Source organism: Duganella phyllosphaerae (genome assembly GCF_001758785.1).
Classification (GTDB): Bacteria; Pseudomonadota; Gammaproteobacteria; order Burkholderiales; family Burkholderiaceae_D; genus Rugamonas; species Rugamonas phyllosphaerae.
In genome coordinates, this window is sequence record NZ_LROM01000146.1 from 1 (window position 1) to 1,160 (window position 1,160).

Sequence of the window (1,160 nt, forward strand, 5' to 3'; positions counted from 1 at the left end):
GCGTGAGTGAAGAAGGCCTTCGGGTTGTAAAGCTCTTTTGTCAGGGAAGAAACGGGCCTTTCTAATACAGGGGCCTAATGACGGTACCTGAAGAATAAGCACCGGCTAACTACGTGCCAGCAGCCGCGGTAATACGTAGGGTGCAAGCGTTAATCGGAATTACTGGGCGTAAAGCGTGCGCAGGCGGTTTTGTAAGACTGTCGTGAAATCCCCGGGCTCAACCTGGGAATGGCGATGGTGACTGCAAGGCTAGAGTTTGGCAGAGGGGGGTAGAATTCCACGTGTAGCAGTGAAATGCGTAGATATGTGGAGGAACACCGATGGCGAAGGCAGCCCCCTGGGTCAAAACTGACGCTCATGCACGAAAGCGTGGGGAGCAAACAGGATTAGATACCCTGGTAGTCCACGCCCTAAACGATGTCTACTAGTTGTCGGGTTTTAATTAACTTGGTAACGCAGCTAACGCGTGAAGTAGACCGCCTGGGGAGTACGGTCGCAAGATTAAAACTCAAAGGAATTGACGGGGACCCGCACAAGCGGTGGATGATGTGGATTAATTCGATGCAACGCGAAAAACCTTACCTACCCTTGACATGGCAGAAATCCCGGAGAGATTCGGGAGTGCTCGAAAGAGAATCTGCACACAGGTGCTGCATGGCTGTCGTCAGCTCGTGTCGTGAGATGTTGGGTTAAGTCCCGCAACGAGCGCAACCCTTGTCATTAGTTGCTACGAAAGAGCACTCTAATGAGACTGCCGGTGACAAACCGGAGGAAGGTGGGGATGACGTCAAGTCCTCATGGCCCTTATGGGTAGGGCTTCACACGTCATACAATGGTACATACAGAGGGCCGCCAACCCGCGAGGGGGAGCTAATCCCAGAAAGTGTATCGTAGTCCGGATTGTAGTCTGCAACTCGACTGCATGAAGTTGGAATCGCTAGTAATCGCGGATCAGCATGTCGCGGTGAATACGTTCCCGGGTCTTGTACACACCGCCCGTCACACCATGGGAGCGGGTTTTACCAGAAGTAGGTAGCTTAACCGCAAGGAGGGCGCTTACCACGGTAGGATTCGTGACTGGGGTGAAGTCGTAACAAGGTAGCCGTATCGGAAGGTGCGGCTGGATCACCTCCTTTCTAGAGTAGCACTGAGTTAGCAAT

The 1,160-nt window shown here is 52.8% G+C and carries 1 rRNA gene; it reads left to right on the plus strand.

Annotated elements, in window-relative coordinates:
- Nucleotides 1-1,136 (plus strand): 16S ribosomal RNA (locus tag DUPY_RS24035); the annotation flags it as partial.
- Between the last annotated feature and the right edge of the window lie 24 nt (nucleotides 1,137-1,160).